The sequence below is a fragment of the Patescibacteria group bacterium genome (assembly GCA_028716665.1).
In the GTDB taxonomy this organism is placed as follows: domain Bacteria; phylum Patescibacteriota; class Patescibacteriia; order UBA2591; family JAQUPP01; genus JAQUPP01.
This window is the reverse complement of the sequence record JAQUPP010000002.1, coordinates 34403-55083: the sequence shown is the minus strand read 5'-3', so window position 1 is coordinate 55083 and position 20681 is coordinate 34403. Positions and strand designations below refer to the sequence as shown.

Below are 20681 nucleotides of genomic sequence, written 5' to 3'. Positions count from 1 at the left end.
GTCATTTTGCATTTTGATTTTTTAATTTTGATTTTTTAATTTTGATTTATTTAGTCCAATTGTCTTAATGCCAAGCCGATGGCTACGGCAAAACGCGGCGCCACTTCTTCAAGGGCGGGCTTTAATTCTTCCGGATATGCCACTCTCGCCCAGGGATCGCCGATTATTACTTTAGTATTGAGTGTTTGTGAAAAATAATTGGCCAAATTTGGCAAATAAGCAGAACCGCCGGAAAGAATAATTTTTTCCACAGTTTTATTGGATTGGCCTTGATAAAGTTTTAATGAATAAATAACTTCGTCGATTACCGGTTTTAAAATACTTTCTATAATAGCCGGAATTTTTGAAGCGCCGCTTAATCCTATGTCTCTTTTGAATTGCTCAGCTCTTTTAAAATCAATATTCAAACTATTGGCAATAGCGCGAGTAATGGTTACGCCTCCGATATCTATGCTTCGATTTAAAGTTGGCACTCCTTTTTCAATAATAATAATATCAGTAGTCAAAGCACTGGTGTCAACAATCATAATAGTTGACTGAGATTTTCCGATTAAAACTCTTGATAAAGCAAAAGCTTCGGTCTCCAGTGAAAGTAATTGCAAATCCGCCTGTTTAAATATTTCAACATAACGTTTGACCAAATTTCTTGAAGCGGCAGTCAGAAGAATGCGATAATTTTTTCTTTGGGCATCAACGGCAATGGTATCAATAATCCGCCAATCCAAAATCACGTCTTCGATCGGCATGGGAATAAATTTTTTCGCTTCCCAATGAACCGCATCTCCCAATTCTTGCTTTTTCATTACCGGCAAAGTAATGACTGAATTAAAAACGGAAAAACTCGGCAAAGCGGTTATTGCTTTATAAGAAGTTACGCCGGCTGTTTTATATGTTTTTTTGAGCAAATTGGCCACTTGTCTTAAAACTTCATTCGGGTCACCTTTAATAATATCCCCCATGGCTCGCTCGGCATAACCATAAGTCATCAGGGTTGGCACCCCTTGTTCCTTTTTAAGTTCCACCAGTTTAATACTGGTAGAGCCCAAATCAATTCCTAAATAACCTTCTTTTTTTCTAAAACCAAAGAAACTCATATATTTACTTATCAACTTATTTGCTTATCTACTTTATTTAGCTTATAATGCCATTATACTATAAAATACCATTTATAACAATGAAAAATGTGGATAACAAATATCAATAAAATCAAGGACTTTTTCCTTAAATTATTTCTTCCTATTAATTGCTTAAATTGCGGAAAAGACAATTGTTTTATTTGCCAGAATTGCTTGGAGAATATCCCTGTTTTAGACGAATTAACTTGCCCTGTTTGCCATAAAAAAACAATTGATAATAGAACTCATTATAAATGCTGCTTTAATCTGGATGGCATTATTATCGCGGTTAATTATAATCAACCGCTGATTAAAAAAGCTATTCATAATTTTAAATACGCGCCTTATTCTTTCCCTTTGGCTAAAAATCTGGCCTTTTTAATCATCAAGCGACTTAAAAAATCCCCTATTTCCATTTCCCATTTTATAAAAAATAATTTTGTTTTAACTCCTGTTCCGATTACTCGGCGCAAATTGGCTCAACGGGGCTATAATCAGTCCTCATTATTGGCTGAAGAATTGTCAAAAGAATTCAATTGGCCGATAATGGAAATTTTAACAAAAATAAAAGATACCAAATCTCAAACCAATTTAAACAAAGAGGAGCGGGAAAATAATGTTAAAAATACTTTTGCCATTGATAAAAAATTCTCCGAAGCTGAGATAAAAAATAAAAACATCATTTTAATTGATGATGTTTTTACCACCGGCGCGACTTTATTTGAAGCAGCCAAAATTTTGCGCCAATCCGGGGCCAATGAAGTCTGGGCTATTGTTTTAGCGAGAGATTAATGGTCGCTTCGCTCCCTTGTCGTTTTTCGGTTATCGTTTGTCGCGACCCGTATCGTCTAACAATAAACGAAACGGGCGGCGATGCCGATAAACGATTAACAGTTATTGGACATTTTATAGAATGTGGAAGAATCCTCTTGACGTTTTTCTAAAAAATGCTATTATTATCTTCTAAGGCCTTAATTTTCTGCAGAAAGAAATTGGCGGAGCAGAGACGAAAGTTAGTTTCGCAAGAAACTAATGGGGATGCTTTAGCACCCACCATGCCGCCTTGGTATATGGGAGTTGACGTCTGACAAGCGTCCGTTGCCCTCATTTCTGCAAACACAGAAGTATTTTCATCCCCTACACAATGTGTAGGGGTTTTTATTATTTATTAAATCGTTTTTGAGATTTTATTAAAATAATAAAACCGATAATAAACATTAAAATCGCCATTATCTGGGCCAATCTTAAATCTAAAAATATCGGCTGGGGGTTAACTCTTAAAAACTCAATAAAAAACCGGCCCAAGGAATAAAGGATTAAATAAAAAGCAAAAATAGCGCCCGGTTTTCTCGCGACGGTCCGCGTAATCATTATTATTAAAATAATAAAAATCAAAAAATTCCAAACAGATTCGTATAAAAAAACCGGATGAAAATATTGAAATGATTCCAGCCCGATTAAACGATTGGATAAAGAAATCGGAATACCCCAGGATAAATTGGTCGGCAAGCCGTAAAGTTCTTGATTAAACCAATTCCCCCATCGTCCGATCGCCTGCCCTAAAATCAAGGCCGGTGCGAACAGGTCGGCCAAAATTAAAAAAGATAAATTCTCTCCGCGTCTTTTATATTTTTTAGAAAATATATATAAAATAATTCCTCCGCTGATTAAAGCGCCGTAAATACCCAAACCACCGTGCCAAAATTTAATCATTTCTGAGGGATTGTGAAAATAATAATCGGGTTCGCAAAAAATATGATAAATTCTCGCGCCGATCAGACCAAAAATCACTGAATAAAAAACAATATCTTCAATAATTTCTTTTTTTACTTCGTATTTTTTAGCCAATTTTAAAACCAATAAAAAACCGAAAATACCGGCCAAAACCATCAGCAGGCCGTACCAATGAATATTTAAGAACCCCAACCTTAAAACAGGTTGGGGTTCAAAACTATGCAAAAAAGATAGAATCATATTTTATTGACAACTTCCGGCAGCTGTTCCGGTCGTATTTTCCAAAACAGTCTGACATTCTGCGGGAGGAGTGGCAAATGATTTGCAAATCGCTTGCTTATATCCTTCCGTGGTTCTGTCGCCTTGATAAATTACACCGTTGATCAAAAGCGTCGGAGAACCTTCAATTCCGTATTTCTGATTCATGGTCACTTCCTGAGCTAATAAAGTCTCTGCTTCACTTTTCTGACAAGCTGTTATTTTTTTGACATCAATACCGGCTGTTTTTGCAAAACCTTCCCACTTTTCTTCAACAGTTTGAGGGTCAGAACCCTTGTTGACTAAATCAACGAAATTCCAAAGTTTTTCCGGAGCGTATTTTTGAACACAAATTTCTCTGATATCTTGATTAACCTCGCTGATGCCGTGCATTGAACAATATTTTTCGGCTTCATCCAAACAAAAGTCATCCCATTTGGCGCTGCTGTTCTTGGCATAATCGGAATAAATCACATATCCCAATTTAATATTCGCTTTTCCATTAAGCAATTTAATAACCGGCGCTATTGTGTCCTCCGCTTGATTACCATACGGACAAAAACTCATTACGTATAAAGTAATGTCGGGATTCGCAGTTTGAGGAATTTCTGCCGCTTTAGTTGTCTCCACTTGAGCCGCTTTAGCTTGATCGATAATTGTTTTTACATCCATCGCTTCGGGAAAAAATAATTTATTATCACCGGTCACATAAGAATCAAAAGTTTGTTCTTGGACCTTAATGGTTATTTTGTAAAGGCCATTATCTTTAACAATACTGGAAGAAACCAAAGACGCGGTAGTGCCAGGCGTCAAAAGATTTTCATTAATAAACTTCATTGCCTGATCGGCAACTTTTTGCGCCGGAGTTTGAAAAAAGAAATTTTTAACATTAAAGCCGTTGGTAAAAATCGAGGCGATTAAAATAACAGCCATAGCCCAATAAACCACGGCACCCCAATTTATTTTCTTTTTCAATTTTGGCTTTATTTCTGTTGCATTTTCTGTTGCATTTTCCGTTATGTTTTCCGTTGTTTTTTTCATAGATAAAAAAAATTAAATTAGTTAATTATTATACTATTAGGATAATTTATCCTTTAATTTATGTCAATATTAACTTATCAACTTTTTCTATTTCTTTTATTGATAAAAAATAGAAGATAGCAAAAAATAATTAATACCAATAAAATAATTAGTAAAATAGAGGAATGTGTTTTTTTCGTTGGCTGCGAAGGAACAATAATTTCCGTTCTCATGTTTCCGGCCATATCAACCGCTCTGACCTTGATAATACTGTTTAAATTTTGATCAGTCAATAAATACGGACTTTCTCCTTTGTTCCAATTTTCTTGATTTTTATCTTGTGTTTCCGATATTTCATAATATTTAAGACCGGACTGTTTGTCAGTGGTGGAAAAAATAATAAAATATTTATTATTAAAAATTAACGGATCTTGTTTAATTTCTACGGTAAACGGTTCGGGAAGCGCTTTGTCTTCTTTTAATATTTCAGACCATTCGTCTTTTATAACAGCTTGATTATTAGCTAAAATCGTTAAATTCGTTCCCTGAATAATTGGTTTCAGTAATGTGCCCTTTCCGTCGTTCAGCAATAATTCTGAATTGTCCAAAAAATTTATTTCTATTTTTGTTTGTTGCCCATTCGCGCTTAATTGATCTGGTGTAATTTCCCGGACTTTAAAAATCATTTTAACAAGCGAATTGCTTAATCCCGGATCGCCGGCTATATGACCTGAATAACCGCCGGGGATGCCTCCGACAAAATTAATAATTCCTTTTTCTTTATCAATCGTCGGTTTTTGAGGAATAATAGTTAAAAGAGAATCGCCAAAACTTAAATCAACAACTTCCAATAAATCTTGAGGATATTTTAAATTTGCTTCAACAACGTTAATATTCTCTTTCGCTTCCAGATTGAGTCTTGCTTCAATAATAAAGGTGTCGCCTATTTTGTATTCGCCGCTTTTAGGCTCCAAATATAGAGTGGCGGCATTAACTTTATTTAGAATACAAAAAGAAAAAATAAAAATGCAGAATAAAAAAATTATATATTTTTTTGAATTTTTAATTATAAACATTTGAATTTATTATAAATTTAAAAATGTGAATTAACCTGTCCAGTGATACAATAAAATGCTTAGATCTTGATAATTAACTTTTCCGTCGCTGTTTAAATCGGTCTTAATGTTTTTAGGAACACCCCAATTATAAAGCAAAATGGACACGTCCACAAAATTAATAATATCTTTTCCTTTTTTGGTAAAATCATGATTTAAATTAGCAGGAAGCATTTTCTCAGCTTCTCCTGACGATGGTTCTTGTGGTGTTTCGTCCTGTTCTAGAACTTGAAAATTCAAAGTTTTGGAAAAATCCGAAGCCAACACCCCTTCAAGGGAAGATTTTATTTTGGTATAATGATCGCCGCTTTCTAAGGGTGTTGTATCCAAACTGTAAAGATAGGCGCCAATTTGATCCGCTTTTATTTCTTTAATAAATGGATTTGAGGAATAAACATAAATCGAAACTTGAGATTTCGGCGCGGTTTGACCGAATATGGTAATTTTTTCGCCTTTTTTAACTTTGTCTTTATCTAAATCAATGGTTGGCGGTAAAAAAATATTCGCAATGGTTGTAGTCATACCCGACTGAACACTGAGCGTATAACTGAAATTTGAAGAACGTCTTCCTTTAAAATCTTCAGCCCATAAAGAAAAACTCCAGATACCGGGAGTAATTCCGGGAAGTTCAAGTTTAAAATTTGCCGTATCATCTGCTTTGACAACACCGACTATTTGTCCGTCTTTCAAGACAGTTACATCAACATTTGGATAGGCCAATCCCTGAATAATCAATTTTGTTTCAGGAACTAAAAGTCCGCCTCCTCCACCGCCCCCGCCTCCTCCACCGCCCGAAGAACAATCGGAAGTATCAAAAGTACAATCAAGTTTACAGCTTAAGGTACCTCTGGTAAAACCTTGTTTAACACAAGTTTGAGTATCCAAATCACTCCCGTCACATTGTTCCCCTAGTTCAACTACGCCATTGCCGCAAACCGTAATGATAACCGAAACAGAAGTTGAAAAAGTTTCAGCTTGGGAAATTTTTGGGAAGGAAGGCAAAATTAAAAATAAAATAACTGAAAAAATAATCAGTTTATGTTTTTTAAAAAATAATAAATCCCGCATCTTATCGCGGTGTTTAACACTTCGCGAAAAGGTGCGGGATAAAAATAACCAGTTTCGAAAAAATATTTCGTTCTGGTTATTTTTTATGGTCATAGCATTTTTTGATTACTTTCTCTTTTTCTTCTTTAAAATCAAACCCGCGATAACGATTAAAATAATGATGGCTAAACCGACTATCGGCAGAAGTTTTGAATTCAAATCAAATATTTTGTTTTGTTGTCCCGTGGTGATGGTGCCTTTGGGCATAATGCTTAAATGAATTTCTCCCGAGCTGACCACTTCATCTTTTTTGAAAATTTTATACTGAGCCCAATAACTGCCGGCTTTTAATTTTGTTTTGAGTTCGGCCACCGCCCAATCGGTTTTAAAAGGTTCAATTTTTCCTATTTTGGAAGTTTCAATTGTTTCTACAATATTTGATCTGTCTTCGCCGTAAATTTCAAATTTCACTTTGCTCGGCGCGGCTTTAATATTGCCCAAATTCTCAGTTTGCATTGAGAATTTTATTATTCCCGGAACATATCCCCACCAAGCCTTGTATCCTTCTTCCAAATCGGAAACTTTTATTCCTTTAATTTTAAAATCAAAAATATCTTTGGCCACGGTCAGATTAACATCAATTTGTCCGCCTAAAAGAATAGAGACTGTCCCCTGTTCCGGCGCTCTGACCGGTGATGTTTTTATTCTGATACTGCCTTTATATTCGCCGAATTTGGCGTTTTTCGGAACATCAATGCTGAAAATAATCGGCACTTGTTGGGCTCCGGCCGGCATAATGAATTCTTTCCCTTTGTCAATCGTAATCCAATCATCCGCTTTGGGAACATTGGTAATCACTTCCACCTTCCAATCTTCAACCGGATCGCCTCTGACCAAAGTGATTTTCTTTTCGTAATGAGATCCTTGTCCGAGATTTTCGTTATCAATATAAGGCGGAGAAATACCAAAACCCGCTTTCGCCGTTGGGGCGATTACAAAAGCCAATAATAGAAAAGTAATTAAAATTAAATTTATTTTTTTCCAAGCCATGTAATTGATAAACCTTGCGCTTATTTATTATGATCCGTAAGTTTCATTATTAATTTTTCCTTCAATCGTGTTCTGACCGGTATAACTTCCGGCTGCTTGTCCGGTCGGTACGTGCAAATACCAATAAGTATTTGCAGTTGCCGGTGAGCCGGTCGTAGTGGTTTTGGCGCAATTTAATTCAGCTTCAGCGGCCACATATGCTAAATCCGCGTGACCAGATCCGCCCCAACCTTGAGCAGTGGTTAAATTATAATTTTGTTGATCAGTAGCGATATAACTTCCCGAGCAGGTAGGATAGCTGCCGGTACACAATCCTTTACTTCCTGAAGTTCCGCCGGAAATATTTTCATCCAAACCCACATTGCCTGTTGCTTCTACAGTGGTTGTTTTTTCAGAACTGTCTCCATTAGCTGACACTGTACCGTAAGAAATGGTAGTAGTGGTCAAATCATAAGACATGAATTTATCCATTTCATTGCTGCCAGTAGTGGAATCAACCAATCCCGTATCAGCCGTGTCATCATCAGTGGCTTTGACAGCCGCGACCCAATTGTAAGAAGCTTTTGGCGCGCCGGTTACTGTTGCGTCAGCGTGATATTGAATTGGGAAAGTGCAAGTCCAAGCAGCATCAGTGTCTGTTGTTCCGGTACAAGTATCCGCATCTTGAGTACAACTTGGGTCCCAAGAAGCAGAGGCGTCAGGGTAACAATCATTGGCATCATATTCGCCGGATTCATCGCAAGATGTGGTGGCTTTTTCCGACATTCTTAAATTAATAAAAGATGAAGCAATTTCATTATTAGTTCCCGGAGTTCCTCCTTTGACTACGCAACTGTTAGCATCAACCACGGTAAATTTTACTTTAAATCCGGTGGTTACTGCTTGTTCGGTAGTAAGAGTCATATTATCCGCTTCATCAGTATCAAGCACGGAAATAGTTGAGGCAGTAATACTCGGTGTGGCATTGCTGACCGTTGGAGTGGAATCTGTGGCATGCGGACTTCCTGAAGCTTCAAGCCCATGACTATCAACTACAAAACCATAAGCGGCATAGTCGCCGTCCGGTCTGAGCGTAGTGGCGCCACAAGTTGGATTACTGGATTTCGCAGTATCTGAACACCAAGCTCCGTCCGTGCAGGTTAAAGTTGAAGCGACAAAAGCATTACTTTTACAAACATATAAACTTACTGTGTCACTTGCCGTGTCAGTATCAGTATCCGCGGCAGTGGTTGTCCAAGTCATAGTGACTGCAGGAGCTTTTGGTCCATCATCGGCATAAACAGTAAAGGCCGGTACGTGATTAACTTTAAATGGCGAACCTGAATCGCTTGCACCTTGTGAGGAAGCGGAACAAGCCTGACTTGAAGCAGCGGCATCGCAAGCAAAAGCATACCAAACATTGGATTCCGCGACACCGGAAGCTTCAGCAACACAAGTGGCTTTTGCGCCACTGACAGTTGTGGTAGAAACACACCAAGTGGAAGAAGTGTCGCAAGTTGGCGCGCCGCCACCGGTTCCCGGATTAATCACATTTGTTTTACAAACAGCTAAATACCAATTGTCACTATTCGGATCAGTGGAGGTGGATTCAAAAGTTACGTTAGCGCCAATATTGGTCGGCGTAGTGCCGTAAGAAGCCGGATTTTCAGCCGGAGTGCCCAAAGATGGGGCGGTATTTCCGACTGTAACCGAAGTGTCAGCGGAGTCAGCTTTAACTTCTGAATTTTTAAAATTCAAATTAAAACTGAAAACTACCGCGACAATCAAACTTAAAATTAAAAACCAGGGGAAAGATTTCTTTATGATTTTTGCCATATAATTAAAATTTAATTTATTAAAATTTATTAAATTATTTATACTTTTATGATATCACAAACTTTGAAAAAAACAATGTCTTTTTCAGTGGATAACTAATTGATTTTTAAAAAATTATTCGCACCAATCGCCGGACACTGACCATCCATTTTTAGCCGCGCTGAAAGTAATTGATCCGGTATAAGTGCCCACTGCTTGGGGAGAAGGCACTTCCAATCCCCACCAAATATCTTTAGTCGCCTTGCTGCCGGAAGAAAAAGTTTTGCAGCAATTTAATTGCGCCGTGGCTCCGGGATCAACCAATAAACTTGTGCCGCTGGCATAAGCCGTGCTGGTAGCAAGCGCGTATTTTTGTTTTCCCACGGCAATATTATTTCCTCCTGAAGTCATATTTACGCCGTATAAAGTTACATCCAAAGAAACATTTCCGGTAGCGGTGACAGTTGTTGTTTTGTCCAAAGGATCATTTTTAGCGCCGGCGCCCAAGCTGCCATAATTTATGGTAGCAGTAACATCCAATCCTAATAAAGAATTTACGTCGGGCGCGTCAGCCGCACTGTAACCTGAAGCGGTTGCATCATCTTCGTCAGTAGCGGTGACATAAGCTCGCCAATATTGAGAAACCCAAGGAGTGCCGGTATCAGTCGGATCGGCAAAAAATTGCATTGAAATTGTACAAGTATAAACAGCGTCAGTTCCGGAACAAGAAGTTTCAGTGCAAGAAGCAACACTGTAACAATTATTATCATTGGCCGAGCAGGCCTGAGCGCTGGTTACTCCTGAACGATAAATTTTTGCCGTAACGCCGGTAATAGTATCACATCCATCAGGATCTGAAACATCAGCCGTGGCGGAAACTGATTTTGTGGTGCTCTCAATCAAATCAATAGCCACTTGGCCATTTAATTGAACATCGCTCACTGTCGGCGCCTGACCGCCACCGGCCGTGATATCGGCTATTTTTGTATAACTGTCCAATTCAGTTGTGTTATTTCTTGCCTTAAAACAATAAACCGTGCTGTCAGAAGCATTAACGGTAAATTGAAAACTATATTCGGCTTCGGTAAATTGGCTGGCAGTTAAAGTAATATCATCAGTTTGATTAGACGCATTTTCTATTATTTTACCCGCCACAAAAGCATAGTTGCTGGGAATACTTAATTGCCTGGTAGTCGCGGCTTGATCAACGAAATAAGTGGAAGCAGACATACAAGCAGCTTCACTGCCGCAACTTCCGGCAACCGGTACATCAGTGTAGGTTTCATCTCCGCAAGATCCTCCGGTTTGAGCGGCATATTGCAAACGATAATTGTAACCGCTGGCAGTCGCCGTGGTATTTTTAAAAGAAAATCTTAATCTGACATTTGTTGATAAGGGCTGACTGGCAGTAGTATCTTCAGCTGCTTTCCAAGTGGCGGCCGTACCCGATCCTGTTTCCTCGCTTCCGTAAGTCAATAAACTATTATTTGTAGAATTATAATCAGCTGTAATCCAATCAGCGCTTCTGGCAGTTTGAGAAATACGGACCTCGTCTATTTTTCCTTCCAGATAATTGGTGTCAGCAGTTCGTCCAATATCAAAATTACTGGCGTTCTCAGCCGTGCCGGTGGTAACAGTTACATACTGCCATGCATCGGCCGCTAAAGTACTGGTGACAACCCCATTAACATAAATTGTCGGCGTACCGGTAAAACCGGTTACGGTCACGGTGCCACCGCTAACCCAAATATATTTTGTGGTACTGGTAAGATTAATAAAATATTCAGTTGTCGTTTCCGGATAAATCCAAAAACTGACGGTTTTGACGGTGCTCGGTCCGGTGCCAATATCAATATAATCATTACTTCCGTCAAAACTATCTGCGCCGTTTATTTGACCAACCGCGCCGCCCGTTACTCCATTAATACAACCTCCATCTATATTATGGGTGGTTGAATCCAATTCATCAATAAGAATATATTTCATAGAATATGGCGAAGAACTGCCTGTTCTCCACGCTCCTTCAAGCACGGGCTTTATTGCGTATTTTGAAATTCTGGAACGGAAAGCAAGATTTGTTGAAGTATTATCGCTAATAGCCATTCTGCTACCAAAATTGGCTCCGGCATCAGTACTTTTATAATATACGGTTTGGCCCGTACTGGAATTATACATAGCGGTTACGTAAACTGTATCTCCAAAGGCGACAATTGATGCGTAACAATGATTATTTCCCGCATCAAGAGTGACGGTACTTTCCCAGGTGTCATTTGCATTCTTTCTGGCATATTTTAAAGGTCTGTAAGTCGGACCATAACCGCCCCAAGCAACATGCAGACGATTACTGGCATCAATGGAACTGATAACGTGCGACCAAACATCAGAATATGTTCCCCCGGATATGGCTGTCCAACTCCCGGCCCAAGTCCAAGTCGGACCGGCACTATAAGTCGCTTTTTGATATTCAACAAGACCATTTAGAGCAACAACTACATGCAAATTCCTACTGGAGTCCACTTGAATGACCGGCATTACCCATGCATTATCCGTACCTAAAGTAGTCGGACTGGCACTCCAATTTCCGGCTGAATTATTTTCATAATATGCATTATAAGTGGTGCTGTTGTCCCAAAACGCCCAAACCACATGAACCACTCCGGATGAATCAATAGCCATACTTGCGTCAGAAACGCCACTCGTACCAGTCGCTCCTTCGTGAATAGTTTCTTCGCTCCCGACATCCCAACTAGCGCCGTTCCAAGTTAATTTTCTGTAAAACATCCAATGCTTAAGATCATTGGAGTTAGAATATACAAGATGAATATCTTTTCCATTTGAATCTACTTCAACCGTGGGAAGATTTCCTCTTCCAGCCGTACTCCCAATTTGAGTTTCACTAGTCCATGTAAATCCATTATCAGTGCTTATCTTCCACCATAAAGTTCTGTCACTGGTTCCGGCTTTGGCATAAAACAAATGAAGAGTTTGATTATCGTCATCAGTCCTGACCAAAGTTCTTGAAAAAGTATCTGACACATGGGTAGTATCAGCACTTACTACTGTTCCCTGAGAAGCAATATTTAAATGATGCACTGATTCAAAATCAGAGTCCCAAACATTAGTCGCGTCTTCTCCGTCGGTCGTGTCCGTGGTTCGGTAATAAATAAAAAATCTATTATCATTACTGATTGCGGTTCTCGCGTTAGGAATTTTCACCCAGAATTCTCCGGTATCCGCAGTTTGATTAAAAGATTCTCTTTCATATTTTAAAAGAGTTGTTCCGTCAAATTGAGTAAATCTGATGTCATATCCGTTTGCATTAAAATCCGCCAAATCAATATCCGGAAAACTGGCCAAGCTTACCCGAACCGGAAGATCAACCAAGTCAGAAGTTATCTTGCTATTATCAATGGTTAACATTCTCCTAGTTGTGTATGTCAAACCGTCAACTGTCCAGCTTCCATTTTCTCCCCCATCATCATTTCTCCAGCGAAAATGAGTTTCATCAACAGCAGGCGGAGTATAAATGGTTGCCTCCGCATATTTTGTATAAGTAAAATTAGTGGCAGTTCCGGCATTGGTCAAACGAAAACAATAAGTTCCTCCGGCCGTAGCCGCAGTCAGAGCTTTGATTGAATATTCAATTTCCGCGAATTCAGTGCTGGCCAAAGTAATGCCGGCGGTGGTACTTGAAGTATCTTTTTGAGCAGCATTAGTAGTTTTGAAAGTTGTATTTTCGTCCGTTACTTTACCATTGGCAAGATTGGCAACATTGGTGGTGTCATTTCCGTCAGTCAAATTTGACGAATTGGACATATCCCAATCCCCGTCTGCCGCACCAACATCAGTCCAGGAAACAATGGCTCCGCAAGTGGTAGATTTCGCTCCATATTCAAGACGATAAGTGATGGCCGCGGACGAACAAGTGCCTTCATTGGATGCTTCTAATCTGATTCTTGTAGTTGTATTTTTTACCAAACTGCTAAGCACGGTGTCTTCAGTGCTGGCAGTAGCCGAAGTTGCGGCTGATTCTGAACCATCGTCATTTCTCCAGTGATAATGTATTTGTTCAATGGTCGGAGAACTGTAAACAGTTGCTTCAGGATATGTTGTGTAAGTAAAATTTGTAGTAGAACCGGCATTGGTTAAACGAAAACAATAAGTTCCTCCGTCAGTTGCGGCGGCCAAAGCTTGGATAGAATATTCAATTTCCGCGAAATCAGTGGCAGCCAAAGTAATACCGGCGGTAGTGCTTGATGTATCTTTTTGAGCGGCATTGGGAGTTTCAAAAGTTGTATTTTCATTGGTTACTTTACCATTGGCAAGATTAGCAACATCAGTTGTATCGTTTCCATCAGTCAAGTTTGACGAATTGGACATATCCCAATCGCCATCTGCCGCGCCAACATCTGTCCAACTGGAAATAGCCGCGCAAGTAGTCGCTTTTGCTCCATATTCAAGACGATAAGTGATAGCGTCAGATGTGGCGCTACCTTCATTAGAAACTTCCACCCTGATTCTTTTGGTTGTGCTTTCCGGCAAACAACCAAGAGTTGTGTCTTCAGTGCTGCCGGTAGCCGAAGTTGCGGCTGATTCTGAACCATCGTCATTTCTCCAATGATAATGAATTTGCGTAAGATTCGCGGCTGCCGCAGAATACTTCATAAAAGCAAAATCATAAGCTTTAGTCGGAAGAGAAGCAGATAAAGTAGCACCAGTAGAAAGATCTGTTTCAAATGTTCCCATGTTTGAAGTTTGAGTCAACCATGTCCCGGTATCTGTCCCATTCCAAAGCTGAGCTTCAGGTTTTAATGCCGCGGTTTTATCTTCAGCTAAAACCATAATTTTTCTGGATCCGGTATCTGAAGTTAATTTAATTCCATTAATTTCATCTTCCCATGCACCGAGTCCAGTACAAGGACCAGAGGAATTTTCCGCATTGGCAAGAGAAGTAACTGTTTGATTTGTATTAGTGCCCGTTAGATTGCAAACGCTGTCATCATCAATCGCCTCAAAAACCCCATCGGAAATATCATAAACCATATAACGTAAAGAATATTCATCAGTAGGACCATCACGCCAAACAAAAAGAGCTCGATCCGCGCCTGATCCCTGTTCCCAAGCAACATCCATTCCCTGAGCATAACCATTATTATTTACATCACTATCCTTTGTGGGGGTAGAAACCGATGTCCAATTTGTACCATTCCACATATCAACAGTTATTTCTCCACTATAGGCACTTTGAAGAAAACTATATATTGCGGCGATATAATTATTATTGGGACTTCCGGCAATTCTAATCCATTGGACGGCTTGATCTATACCCACATCTGAGATTGTATCGCTAGCCCAGCCACTTCCGGGAGTATAAGTTGAAGCGCCAAGGTCTATTGTCGATTTAGCATAAACAATTTTACCATTATGAGAAGTTCCTTCCCAGGCAATATCAAAATCTTGTCTAGCGGCATTTACCCCAGCACCATCAATTAGGGCAATGTTCAACCACTGCGTACCATCCCAGCGAGCCCCATAATAACCCTTTCCGGTTTTGTCTTGCCAAGCAAGTAAAATATTATTAGTCGCGTAATCGGCCTCAAGTTCCACCCAAACTGCAACGTCATTAGATCCTCCTTCCGCCACTGATGAATAATCCAAGGTTTGTTCAGAAGACCAATTTGAGCCATCCCAAGTGCGATACATAATAGTTTTATTTGTCCCACTGGTGCTTTCATAAACCACCAGACCATCTCCGGAAGTTGATTCATAAGCAACATCAAAAGCGCGATAAACATCATTGGTGGTTCCGATTCCGGTTGTAAAATCACCATTGGTTGGAGCACTGCCGCCATTAATCCATGCAGTTGTATTAACATCCCAAACCTGAACATCTAAATGTCCCGCTGTAGTTAAGGCTCCTCTAATATATTCATCGCGAGTTGGACAAGCTTCAATTATGGTATGATTCACTTCGTCGGTCACAGTCTCGTCTGCCAATAGATTACTTTCACTGCTAAAATCAGTTCCGGACCAGGTTCTATAATGAGGAGACGGACTATTGGCTCCATCTTCATCATAAACAAGCATACCCGTTCCATTCGGAGTATCGGACGCGACTTGCCAATTTCTCGTTTCTTCAAATTGGCCGATTTTAAGCGGCCCCGATAAAAATATATAAGGGCTGACATCCGGCGCGTCAAATTGATATTTCAATTCATAATTTTCTCCCGCTTTCCAATCAGCGTTCCAAACAATTTCTTTCGTATTCGGATCATTTGAATCTCTGATTTCGGATTCTGAATTTATAATTTGAAAAGAGTCTGGAATTTTTTCTATAATTTCTCCGTTGAAATCCTGATTTGCTTTTATTTTCAATTTCATTTCGTAATTCGCCAACGGATAAATTCTGGTCGGTCCGATTCTTTCAACTTCAAAAGGCGCGGAATCGCGGACTTCAAAAGAGTCAGTTATTTCATAACCGTTATCAAGATTGGTAAGAGTTGTCACGTAAGTCCCCGCTTCTCCCACCGGATAATAAGCGAAATAATCCGGCACATCAATCACGTTGTCCGGCCCGCATTGTCCGCTATATTGAATTGTTCCGTCTCCGGTTGATAAAACAATTGTTTCTGATTTCGAATTTTTGATTTCGAGTTTAAGCGAAGCGTCGCATACTGTATGTCCGTCATCTTTTAAAACCGCCATTTGCAGATAAGCCGTCTCGTTGGGCAATCCCGCCTTCGACAAGGCTTCGGCGGACAGGTAAACTGATTTATTGGTATTTAATGTCAAAACGCCCCAAGTAAACTCTTGAATGGTTTCTTTGTCGCCTTGCTTAATTTTTAATTTATAAAGGCCTGGTCTGAAACTTCTTTTATCTCCAGAACGAGAAACTTTAACTTTATTGCCCTGATTAATCAGTCCGTCCTTGCTTTCTTTCCCCATTGGATCAATCAAAACAAAATCTTTTTTCTCTTTCTTGAAAAAGTTTTTTATTTTCGCAAAAAAACTTTCCGTCAATTCAAAAGTCGGTTCTTCATTATTTTTAAAACTTTTTATTTCCTTAATCGGTTCTTGCTGCTCTAAAATTTTTTCCGGCTGTTCCGCGGTTGTTATTTCCAGCCAAGCCGCGTCCAAATACACTAAACTATGCGAAACTTGATTTGTATCACTAAACTGGCTCGAAACTGTTTCCTGATATACAAACCTGATTTTCAGATTATCTAAATCTTGCCAAGACTGAAAAACGGGCAAGGCATAAAGCCAATACCCACCATTAGTAGCATTAGAAATCTCATTATTAAAGCTAATTTCTCCTACTTCCTGCCAATCTTTATTGTTCTGATACTCAATTAAAAATTTAGTGTCAGTTTCGTGTTCTTCTTTAGTGTCAGTTTCGCCGGTTTTCGCCGCCAGCGAAAACCTCAGTTGAACATTCTCAATTTGTTTTTCTTTAAAACTGTCCGAAACTGAAAAATTTGAAATTTCTAAAATTTTCTCGACAATTTGGGGTTGCTCTGGCGTTTCTATCAATGGTTCGGAAATTAGCGGTTCCATGGCCGGGGTTTCAATTATCGGTTCAATTTCAGGCGTTGGCTCGGTTTGATTGTTAATATCCAATGGCGTTGAAGTTGAATTTTCCGTGGTTATCTCTTCGGCTTGCGCCACGCTGTCTTTAAAGAATAAAGAATATAGAATATGGAATTTAGAATTTAGAAAATTCAAAATTTGTTTCGAGTTTCGAGTTTCGAGTTTCGAGTTTCCCGTCTGAACGGGCGCGGGATAAGCCGAATTTTCTTGATTAAATTCTTCAAAAGCCGCGTTTTGCGATAAATCCTGAGTCAAAACCGCTTGCGGATTCTGCCAACCTGCCCCGAGCGGAGTCGAAGGACTGCCGGAAAAAGCAGTGGGAGAAATTTTTATTTCATTTGTTTCCGCCGCTTTGGTCAATGGACTATAAAATAAAAAACAAACTGCTCCAATTAAAAACAAAGCAGTGGTTAAAATAAAAACAATTGATGATTTAGAATATCTCATAAAAACTTAATCTCCTTTTATTTTTTCGTTCTAAAGCCTCTATTTTTTTTCTCTAAAAAATCTTTAAGCAAAGTATCATATTTTTTAAATTTCCTTTTGAAAAACATCAATAAAGCGATCAAGATGACAATGATAGCCAAAAGGAAAAATATAATAAAAATTATGGCGCCGGAAGGAATAATATGACCCAAAAATTCAATTCCGGTTTTTATTACTTTCAAGCGGACTTTTTTTGAAGGAGAACTTGCTTGTTCCGGAGAATGAACGGTCGCGTAAACAAAATATTCGCCCGGAGGCAATTGCTCTTTATAAATAATAGCCCAATTGCCTTGTTTGTCGGTCTGTGTTGTTTCTTCAAATTTTTGATCGCCTTCTTGCTGAGCAATGGAAACAATAATATCTGAAAGCGGAGCGGCTTCGCCTCTGACAATCAATGGAGTGGATATAGTGGCTGACAAAACTTCTCTTGTGCAATGATCGATTGTCGGAGTCGGAAGAAGAATGATTTTAAAATTTTCAGATTTCTCCGCGAAATTTCCCGCCTGATCATAAGCTTTTATTGATAAAGTATGATCGCCCGGATTTGTTTTTGGTATTTTAAATTCGGTTTTGTCAATTTTAATAAAATCACCTTGATCTGTTTTTTCTTCAAAATAAGCTATTCCGGAAAGAGAATCGTTGGCCGACACATTAACCAATGGCGTAGTGGTATATATATCTTCATTTTTGGGAAAAATAATTTTCAAATCTTGAGGCAATTGAGAATCAATTTGTATTTTAAAATGAGATGTCATCGACCACCCGGTCGCGGTGCGCGCTTTAAGATGAAAATACCAAATTCCGTCTTTCACGTCCGAATAAGAAATATTATTATTCAATCCTTCACCGGCATTATCCGGAATTGTTTTTTCCTTTTGATCAAAAATAAAACTGAAATTGGAAATATTGGAATTCCATGGCCAAGAAATCATGGGATTTTTATTTAAATACCATTTTTGCTGATCAGGATGAGTTGAAGAAGAAACCTTTAATTGAGAAGGAGTAATTTCAGGCTTAGGTTCGGTTGGAGTCGGTTTTGGCAAACCGGTTTCAAAACACGTAAAACTGGCTTGTCCCCTGGAACTTAAAATATCAGTACCCAAACCGTCGTTGGCTAAAACTTGAGCTCCGGAAATTTTTACCCAAGCGGTTCCGCTTGCCTTGGCTTTAAAATTAATGATTAAAATTCTGCCCTCGCCCGTAAAACCGGGATTCGGTATGCCTCCGGAAAAAGAAATGCTTCCATTTTGCTGAGAATAAGTCGGTTCATTGAACCATAAATTAATAATCGATCCTGATTTTGAAAAACTGGAAAATTCCAAAGTATTATTGGAAAAGGAAAGCGTGGATTCAACCAAATTTATCGGCACGCCGGCATTAACAACAAATCTGACTTGAGTGGTTTTCCCAACTTCAACCGAACTTGTCGCCGGAACAAAATAAAGAGAGGCGGAAGATTTGGTTTCAGCCTGCGCGAAAAAAGGAATAAAAAACGAAAAAACAAGAAATGATAAAAATATAATGTTAAATATTTTTATTTTCATTTTTACCATATATATACTTATTGACTTATCAGCTTATTAACTTATTAACTTCTCTATCCCCTTTGCTATTTCCAAGATTTTATTTTCTTCAAAATAATTTCCGATAATTTGCAAACCAAAAGGCAAAGACACGGACCTATGCTGACTTAACACTGACTTACACTGACTTTTTCCGTGTGAGTCTGTGTTCTCGTCCGTGTGAGTCTGTGTTATGGGCAAGCTTAAAGCCGGCAAACCGGCCAAATTAACCGGCACGGTATAAATATCGGACAAATACATATTTAACGGATCATCAATTTTTTCACCGATTTTAAAAGCCGTAGTCGGCGTAGTCGGCGTCAATAAACAATCAACTTTTTCAAAAGCTTTTTGAAAATCATTTTTTATCAATGTTCTGACTTTTTGAGCTTTCAAATAATAAGCTTCATAATAACCTTTGGAAAGAATATATGTTCCCAAAATAATTCTTCTTTTTGATTCATCGCCGAATCCTTGAGTCCGTGAATTTAAATAAACATCAAGCAAATTTTTTCCTTCCTGAACCGAATAGCCGTATTTTATGCCGTCATAACGGCTTAAATTCGCCGAAACTTCGGCCGGCATAATAATATAATAACAAGCCAAAGCTTCTTTCGTGTTTGGTAAACTTACTTCTTTAATCTCCGCCCCCTCGTCTTCCAATTTTTTAATCAGCTGATCAATACTTTTTTTAATTTGCGGATCCAATCCTTTGACAAAATATTCTTTTGGAATACCAATTCTCAATTTTTTAAAAATATTGTCATTACAAGGTATTTTTGTTTTTAACGCGTCTTTGACACTGGTTGAATCAAAATTATCTTTGCCTTCAATCGCGTCAAGTAAAATAGCCGCATCGTCAACCGAACGGCTGATTGGTCCGATTTGATCAAGTGAAGAAGCCATGGCCATCAAACCAAAACGGGAAACTTTTCCATAAGTCGGTTTTAATCCGACCACGCCGCAGAAACTGGAAGGCTGGCGAATAGAACCGCCGGTATCAGAACCGAGCGCGCCTAAACACATTTTTGCCGTTACCGCCGCAGCTGAACCGCCCGAAGAACCGCCCGGCACTCTTTCCAAGTCGCGAGGATTTTTAGTCGGACCGAAAAAAGAATTTTCCGTGGAAGAACCCATGGCAAATTCGTCCAAATTTGTTTTACCGACAAAAATCGCTCCGGCCTCTTTTAACTTTTTAATTACCGTAGCGTCATAAGGAGAATAATATTCCGAAAGTATTTTGGAACCGGCCGTAGCGCGGACATCTTGAATTAAAATATTATCTTTAATCGCCAAGGGGATGCCGGTTAAAAAATTATTCAAACCGCTGGAAGCAATCTGTTTGTCTATTATTTTCGCCCTCTCTATCGCCTCTTTCTCCAAAACAGTGATAAAGGCATTGATTTTTTTATCTTGTTTTTTTATTTCCGCCAAACATGATTTAACCAAATCTTCTGAAGAAAATTCTTTTTTCTTCAGACCCTGATGCGCTTCTAAAATTGTTAAATTATTTAAAATCATAAAAATGGTTTTTAGTTATTGGTTCTTAGTTTTGGTTTATTAGTTTCTAGTTTCTAAAAAACTGACAACCGTGACCAATAACTATAAACTACGAACTATTCTTGAAATACTCCTTTTACTTTTATTAAATTATTCTCAACTTTCGGCGCGGTTTTAAGCAGTCTTTTAATCATTTCTTTATCCGCCAAACTCGCTTCGTCATTGCGAAAAATATTTTTCAAATTAGTCCCGCCGGTGCAAGGCAAAACGTCTTTTGTATTTATTTTTTTAAGTTGTCCGACATAATCTAAAATTTCAGAAAGTTGTTTCTGATATTTTTTTATTTCTTTCTCCGTCAATTTAAGCCGTGCCAAATCCGCCAAATGTTGTATTTCTTTTTTTGAAATCAT

General features: G+C 38.7%; 12 protein-coding genes. 1 reads left to right on the top strand and 11 read right to left on the bottom strand.

Annotated features, from left to right (window positions below):
- Positions 1–50: 50 nt before the first annotated feature.
- On the bottom strand, positions 51–1094 hold the full coding sequence (gene pilM, locus PHF10_03295) for a type IV pilus assembly protein PilM (GenBank protein MDD5534750.1): 1044 nt from the start codon (positions 1092–1094) through the stop codon (positions 51–53).
- A 195-nt stretch (positions 1095–1289) separates the two neighbouring features.
- Between pilM and PHF10_03290 the strand changes: the two genes are divergently transcribed.
- Positions 1290–1907 carry a ComF family protein gene (locus tag PHF10_03290; protein ID MDD5534749.1) on the top strand — a complete coding sequence of 206 codons (618 nt, stop codon included), beginning with the start codon at positions 1290–1292 and terminating at the stop codon, positions 1905–1907.
- A gap of 369 nt (positions 1908–2276) precedes the next feature.
- Here PHF10_03290 and lgt read toward each other — a convergent pair whose 3' ends face one another.
- The 10 genes from lgt to gatC form a co-directional block, all read right to left on the bottom strand.
- Positions 2277–3089: a prolipoprotein diacylglyceryl transferase gene (lgt, locus tag PHF10_03285; protein ID MDD5534748.1), complete on the bottom strand. Its 813-nt coding sequence runs from the start codon at positions 3087–3089 to the stop codon at positions 2277–2279.
- 3 nt (positions 3090–3092) lie between these two features.
- Positions 3093–4148: a thioredoxin domain-containing protein gene (locus PHF10_03280; GenBank protein ID MDD5534747.1), complete on the bottom strand. Its 1056-nt coding sequence runs from the start codon at positions 4146–4148 to the stop codon at positions 3093–3095.
- A gap of 77 nt (positions 4149–4225) precedes the next feature.
- Positions 4226–5203 carry a hypothetical protein gene (locus PHF10_03275; protein MDD5534746.1) on the bottom strand — a complete coding sequence of 326 codons (978 nt, stop codon included), beginning with the start codon at positions 5201–5203 and terminating at the stop codon, positions 4226–4228.
- A 30-nt stretch (positions 5204–5233) separates the two neighbouring features.
- Entirely contained in the window at positions 5234–6310 is a 1077-nt protein-coding gene (locus PHF10_03270) for a hypothetical protein (GenBank protein ID MDD5534745.1), read from the bottom strand.
- A 105-nt stretch (positions 6311–6415) separates the two neighbouring features.
- Complete coding sequence (locus tag PHF10_03265; GenBank protein MDD5534744.1) at positions 6416–7339, bottom strand: hypothetical protein; 924 nt, start codon at positions 7337–7339, stop codon at positions 6416–6418.
- A 27-nt stretch (positions 7340–7366) separates the two neighbouring features.
- Positions 7367–9154, bottom strand: a complete 1788-nt coding sequence (locus tag PHF10_03260) for a hypothetical protein (GenBank protein ID MDD5534743.1) — start codon at positions 9152–9154, stop codon at positions 7367–7369.
- A gap of 114 nt (positions 9155–9268) precedes the next feature.
- A complete protein-coding gene (locus PHF10_03255; protein ID MDD5534742.1) occupies positions 9269–17170 on the bottom strand; it encodes a DUF2341 domain-containing protein in 7902 nt (2633 codons plus the stop codon).
- Positions 17171–17187: 17 nt separating this feature from the next.
- The gene (locus tag PHF10_03250) at positions 17188–18753 is read right to left on the bottom strand and encodes a cohesin domain-containing protein (protein MDD5534741.1); all 1566 of its coding nucleotides are present in this window, start codon (positions 18751–18753) and stop codon (positions 17188–17190) included.
- 36 nt (positions 18754–18789) lie between these two features.
- The gene (gene gatA, locus PHF10_03245; GenBank protein ID MDD5534740.1) at positions 18790–20292 is read right to left on the bottom strand and encodes an Asp-tRNA(Asn)/Glu-tRNA(Gln) amidotransferase subunit GatA; all 1503 of its coding nucleotides are present in this window, start codon (positions 20290–20292) and stop codon (positions 18790–18792) included.
- A gap of 95 nt (positions 20293–20387) precedes the next feature.
- A complete protein-coding gene (gene gatC, locus PHF10_03240) occupies positions 20388–20681 on the bottom strand; it encodes an Asp-tRNA(Asn)/Glu-tRNA(Gln) amidotransferase subunit GatC (protein MDD5534739.1) in 294 nt (97 codons plus the stop codon).

Excerpts from the sequence above, each read along its gene's own strand:
- pilM (MDD5534750.1), bottom strand. The coding sequence starts at position 1,094 with ATGAGTTTCTTTGGTTTTAGAAAAAAAGAAGGTTATTTAGGAATTGAT.
- lgt (MDD5534748.1), bottom strand. The coding sequence starts at position 3,089 with ATGATTCTATCTTTTTTGCATAGTTTTGAACCCCAACCTGTTTTAAGG.
- PHF10_03280 (MDD5534747.1), bottom strand. The coding sequence starts at position 4,148 with ATGAAAAAAACAACGGAAAACATAACGGAAAATGCAACAGAAAATGCA.
- PHF10_03275 (MDD5534746.1), bottom strand. The coding sequence starts at position 5,203 with ATGTTTATAATTAAAAATTCAAAAAAATATATAATTTTTTTATTCTGC.
- PHF10_03270 (MDD5534745.1), bottom strand. The coding sequence starts at position 6,310 with ATGCGGGATTTATTATTTTTTAAAAAACATAAACTGATTATTTTTTCA.
- PHF10_03265 (MDD5534744.1), bottom strand. The coding sequence starts at position 7,339 with ATGGCTTGGAAAAAAATAAATTTAATTTTAATTACTTTTCTATTATTG.
- PHF10_03260 (MDD5534743.1), bottom strand. The coding sequence starts at position 9,154 with ATGGCAAAAATCATAAAGAAATCTTTCCCCTGGTTTTTAATTTTAAGT.
- PHF10_03255 (MDD5534742.1), bottom strand. The coding sequence starts at position 17,170 with ATGAGATATTCTAAATCATCAATTGTTTTTATTTTAACCACTGCTTTG.
- PHF10_03250 (MDD5534741.1), bottom strand. The coding sequence starts at position 18,753 with ATGAAAATAAAAATATTTAACATTATATTTTTATCATTTCTTGTTTTT.
- gatA (MDD5534740.1), bottom strand. The coding sequence starts at position 20,292 with ATGATTTTAAATAATTTAACAATTTTAGAAGCGCATCAGGGTCTGAAG.
- gatC (MDD5534739.1), bottom strand. The coding sequence starts at position 20,681 with ATGATTTCAAAAAAAGAAATACAACATTTGGCGGATTTGGCACGGCTT.